General features: G+C 64.9%; 5 protein-coding genes. All 5 read left to right on the top strand.

What is annotated here, in order from left to right:
* On the top strand, positions 1–1,234 hold a 1,234-nt coding region (gene tig, locus B0T44_RS25985; protein WP_081512730.1), incomplete at its 5' end, for a trigger factor.
* A 256-nt stretch (positions 1,235–1,490) separates the two neighbouring features.
* Positions 1,491–2,081, top strand: a complete 591-nt coding sequence (locus B0T44_RS25980) for an ATP-dependent Clp protease proteolytic subunit (protein ID WP_077120615.1) — start codon at positions 1,491–1,493, stop codon at positions 2,079–2,081.
* A gap of 76 nt (positions 2,082–2,157) precedes the next feature.
* Positions 2,158–2,826, top strand: coding sequence for an ATP-dependent Clp protease proteolytic subunit (locus B0T44_RS25975; RefSeq protein ID WP_077120617.1), 669 nt, complete (start codon positions 2,158–2,160; stop codon positions 2,824–2,826).
* Positions 2,827–3,217: 391 nt separating this feature from the next.
* Positions 3,218–4,498, top strand: coding sequence for an ATP-dependent Clp protease ATP-binding subunit ClpX (clpX, locus tag B0T44_RS25970; protein ID WP_077120619.1), 1,281 nt, complete (start codon positions 3,218–3,220; stop codon positions 4,496–4,498).
* 144 nt (positions 4,499–4,642) lie between these two features.
* Positions 4,643–5,056, top strand: a complete 414-nt coding sequence (locus tag B0T44_RS25965) for a hypothetical protein (RefSeq protein ID WP_077120621.1) — start codon at positions 4,643–4,645, stop codon at positions 5,054–5,056.
* Positions 5,057–5,140 lie beyond the last annotated feature (84 nt).

Here is a 5,140-nt window from a genome sequence, read left to right as displayed (position 1 = left end):
CTTCCGTCCGGGCAAGGCGCCGGCCAAGCTGCTCGAGGCGCGCCTGGGTCGTGGCGCGATTCTGGAGCAGGTCGTCAACGACGCGCTGCCCGGCCGCTACAGCGAGGCCGTCACCACCTCCGAGGTCAAGGTCATCGGCCAGCCGGAGATCGAGATCACCAAGATCGAGGACGGCCAGGAGCTGGCGTTTTCCGCCGAGGTCGACGTCCGCCCCGAGATCGCCCTGCCCGACTACAGCGCCATCGAGGTCACCGTCGACGCGATCACCGTCGAAGATTCCGATATCGATGAGCAGCTGCAGTCGCTGCGCCAGCGGTTCGGCACCCTGACCGGTGTCGATCGCCCGGTGCAGGACGGCGATTTCATCTCCATCGATCTGTCGGCCACTGTCGACGGCGAAGAGGTCCCGGAGGCGGCCACCACCGGCCTGTCCCACGAGGTCGGTTCCGGCCAGCTGATCGAAGGTCTGGACGAGGCCGTTATCGGGCTGTCGGCGGGTGAGTCCAAGGAGTTCACCTCCACCCTGGTCGCCGGTGAGCACGCGGGCAAGGAAGCGGTTATCACCGTGACCGTCGGGTCGGTCAAAGAACGCGAGCTGCCCGAGGCCGACGACGAGTTCGCCCAGCTGGCCAGCGAATTCGACACCCTGGAAGAGTTGAAGGAAGACCTGCGCGGCCGCGTCGAGCGGGTCAAGAAGGTGACCCAGGCGGGCGAGATCCGCGACCAGGTGCTGGAGAAGCTGCTGGAGGCGGTCGAGGTCCCGCTGCCGGAGGCGGTGGTCAAGGCCGAGATCGAGGCCGTCGAACATGACGCCGTGCACAGCTTCGACCACGACGAGGCCAAGTTCGTCGCGGCGTTGGAGGCCCAGGGCTCCAGCCGCGAGGAGTTCGACGCCGACACCAAGCAGGCCGCCGAGAAGTCGGTGAAGACCCAGCTGCTGCTGGACGCGATCGCCGAGGCCGAAGGCACCCAGGTCGGTCAGGAGGAGCTGACCGAACGGATCCTGTTCCAGGCCCAGCGTTACGGTATGGCCCCCGAACAGTTCATCCAACAGGTGCAGCAGGCCGGTCAGCTGGGTGCGGTGTTCGCCGATGTGCGCCGAGGTAAGGCGCTGGCGGGTGTGGTCGGCAAGGTGCAGGTCACCGATTCCACGGGCGAAACCGTCGACACCACCGAAATGTTCGGTGAGCCCGGGGAATCGGGCGAAGAGCAGACCGCAACGGATTCCGAGTGAAGCCCGCCGCGTCGGTAGCCGTGGGGCAACGGCCGTCGCGGCGGGCGCCGGGCGGGATGCAGCCGGGCGATATAACGGAGACCATCCCCCCATCCAGAAATCAGCGTGACCGGGTCCGAGCGGATATCGCGATTGCGCTGTGAGCGAAGAAGGGCGGTACCGGGAGTTCGGTGCCGCCCTGCTTCGTTAATGTTTGTGACAGCAACGAGCCGGCGAGAGAAGGCAGGTATCCGTGACAATCAATCAGGCAGGGGTCATGACAACCGCGACTGCTGGTCTCAACCTCAGTGATTCGGTATACGAGCGCCTGCTGCGTGAGCGCATCATCTTCCTCGGCACCCAGGTCGACGACGACATCGCGAACAAGCTCTGCGCGCAGATCCTGCTGCTGTCGGCTGAGGATCCGACCAAGGACATTTCGATCTACATCAACTCGCCGGGCGGTTCGGTGACCGCTGGCATGGCCATCTACGACACCATGCAGTTCGCCGAATGCGATATCGCCACCTACGGTATGGGCCTGGCCGCATCGATGGGCCAGTTCCTGCTCACCGCGGGTACCAAGGGCAAGCGTTACGCGCTGCCGCATGCACGGATCATGATGCACCAGCCGTCGGCCGGTATCGGTGGTTCGGCCGCCGATATCGCGATCATGGCCGAGCAGTTCGCGCACACCAAGCGTGAGCTCAACGAGCTGCAGGCGCTGCACACCGGTAAATCCGTCGAGCAGGTCACCGCCGACGCCGATCGCGACCGCTGGTTCACCGCGACCGAGGCCAAGGAGTACGGCTTCATCGACCATGTGATCAGCCACGCGAACCAGCAGGCCAAGGGCTCGAGCAAGTAGGGATTGCGCGACCTGGATATCCGTATCCGGGCGTCCGCATCCGGCGTTGTTCACTAGACACACTTTGGAGACGAAGATGGCCAACCTGATCGATCCCCGCGCAGGCCTGGGTGGCGTTGCTCCGGCAAGCCCGCAGGCGCGCTACATCCTGCCGTCGTTCATCGAACACTCGAGCTTCGGCGTCAAGGAGTCCAACCCGTACAACAAGCTGTTCGAGGAGCGCATCATCTTCCTCGGCGTGCAGGTGGACGACGCCTCGGCCAATGACATCATGGCCCAGCTGCTGGTGCTGGAATCGCTGGACCCCGACCGCGACATCACCATGTACATCAACTCGCCGGGCGGTTCGTTCACCTCGCTGATGGCTATCTACGACACCATGCAGTACGTGCGCGCCGACGTCGCCACCGTCTGCCTGGGCCAGGCGGCGTCGGCCGCCGCCGTCTTGCTGGCCGCAGGCACCCCGGGCAAGCGCGCCTGCCTGCCCAATGCCCGCGTACTGATCCACCAGCCTTCGCTGGAGGGCGGTATCCAGGGGCAGGTGTCGGATCTGGAGATCCAGGCCGCCGAGATCGAGCGCATGCGCAGGTTGATGGAGACCACGCTGGCGCGACACACCGGTAAGGATGCCGACACGATCCGCAAGGACACCGACCGCGACAAGATCCTGACCGCTGAGGAGGCCGTCGAATACGGGATCATCGACACGGTGTTCGACTACCGGAAGCTCAGCGCCCAGAAGTGAGCGCGGCGGCCTGATGTTCGCTCGAAAATAGCTGAACAGCAGGCGAATCCGGCCGGGACGGGTCCCACCGCGCTGCGGCCCGGCCGGATCTCCCGCCACCCGCGGACCGGCGTCCGGTAACCGGACGGGCGCGGACCGCGACCGGTCGCCGAAACGGGACAACGGGTGTAAAGATCCGTGAGAACCGGCACAACCGAGGCGACAAACCTGCTCGAGTTGTCGACCTCCGTCGCGCACACCGGGTACGGTCAACTCTAGGGACCTTTGCTCCCGGTTGACAGCCCCGCCCCATCCATCCGGATTCCGTAGCCGGATTCGCACCATCTGGACGGCGGCCGGCTGACAGCTGGATGGATGGTTGCACGCGAACAAGGAAGTAGGGACCCACGAGATGGCGCGCATCGGTGATGGCGGCGATCTGCTGAAGTGCTCGTTCTGTGGAAAGAGCCAGAAGCAGGTCAAGAAGCTCATTGCGGGACCAGGGGTGTACATCTGCGACGAGTGCATCGATCTGTGCAACGAGATCATCGAGGAGGAGCTGGCCGAGTCCAGCGAGGTCAAACTCGATGAGCTCCCCAAACCCGCAGAGATCCGGGATTTCCTGGAGAACTACGTGATCGGGCAGGACACCGCCAAGCGCACGCTCGCTGTGGCGGTGTACAACCACTACAAGCGTATCCAGGCAGGCGACAAAGGCCGGGACAATCGCGGCGAGAGCGTCGAGCTGGCCAAGTCGAACATCCTCATGCTCGGCCCCACTGGATGCGGTAAGACCTATCTGGCGCAGACGCTGGCGAAGATGCTCAACGTCCCGTTCGCGATCGCCGACGCCACCGCGCTCACCGAGGCGGGCTACGTCGGTGAGGACGTGGAGAACATCCTGCTGAAGCTGATCCAGGCCGCCGACTACGACGTCAAACGCGCCGAGACCGGCATCATCTACATCGATGAGGTCGACAAGATCGCCCGCAAGAGCGAGAACCCGTCGATCACTCGTGACGTCTCCGGCGAGGGTGTCCAGCAGGCCCTGCTGAAGATCCTGGAGGGCACTCAGGCCAGCGTGCCCCCGCAGGGCGGCCGCAAGCATCCGCATCAGGAATTCATTCAGATCGACACCACGAATGTGCTGTTCATCGTGGCGGGTGCGTTCGCGGGCCTGGAGAAGATCATCTCCGACCGCACCGGCCATCGCGGTATCGGTTTCGGCGCCGAGGTGCGGTCCAAGGCCGAGATCGACACCACCGATCATTTCGCCGACGTGATGCCGGAGGATCTGATCAAGTTCGGTTTGATCCCGGAGTTCATCGGCCGTCTGCCGGTGGTCGCTTCGGTGACCAACCTGGACAAGGATTCACTGGTGAAGATCTTGTCCGAGCCGAAGAACGCTCTGGTCAAGCAGTACATTCGGCTGTTCGAGATGGATGGCGTCGATCTCGAGTTCACCCGGGACGCCCTGGAGGCGGTCGCCGATCAGGCGATTCTGCGCGGCACCGGCGCACGCGGGCTGCGGGCCATCATGGAGGAGGTTCTCCAGCAGGTGATGTTCGATATCCCCAGCCGCGACGATGTCGCCAAGGTGGTCGTCGACGCCGATACCGTGAACGACAACGTGCTGCCGACCATTGTGCCGCGCAAGCGCGAGCGGGCCGAGCGCCGCGAGAAGTCGGCGTAAGCCAGCATCAGCTTCCCTGAGCCGTCCCGTGCCCTCGGCGCGGGACGGTTTTGTTATCGATACCGCGGCCACGGCTACCCTGCGGCGCCGTTCGTTGTATGGTCGACGCACTCGGACCAGGCATCGCACGACGAGGAGCGAGCCATGACGAACCGGTTGTCACCGCACGGCCTCCGCGCCCTCACCGCTATCGGGGTGTCGGCCGCCGGTGTGTTCGCCGCCATGGTGGCGGCACCACCCGCGGAGGCGGTCGTGACCCGAGTCGGCGTGATGCCGGATATCAATTTCGGTTTCGACACCAACTACGGCACCGGCTGCTCCCACACCGTCGAGGCGATCCTGACCGAAGCGGTGACCCCGGTGACCTTCTACGACAACGGCGTCCCCTTCGCCACGGTCCCCCCGTCGGGCGGTGTCGCGCTGGTGACGTGGGTGCCCTCGACAACGGGTCTGCACACCCTGCGCGCAGTTCAAGGCGTCGACACAGGCGCCTACGTCCAAGTGGAGGTAGGCGAAGGCGTACACGTCGGCTACGGCTGCCTGGTTCGCCTACCGTAGCCCGCCCACAGCCCCCGACACCCACCGATCGAATGCGAGCAACCGCAGGGGCGGACACGACCCGGAGTAGCACGCCCGCCCGGT

The sequence above is a fragment of the Nocardia donostiensis genome (genome assembly GCF_002081715.1).
Taxonomy (GTDB): domain Bacteria; phylum Actinomycetota; class Actinomycetes; order Mycobacteriales; family Mycobacteriaceae; genus Nocardia; species Nocardia donostiensis.
Note: the sequence above shows the minus strand (reverse complement) of the source record. Positions and strands in the feature narration are given on the sequence as shown.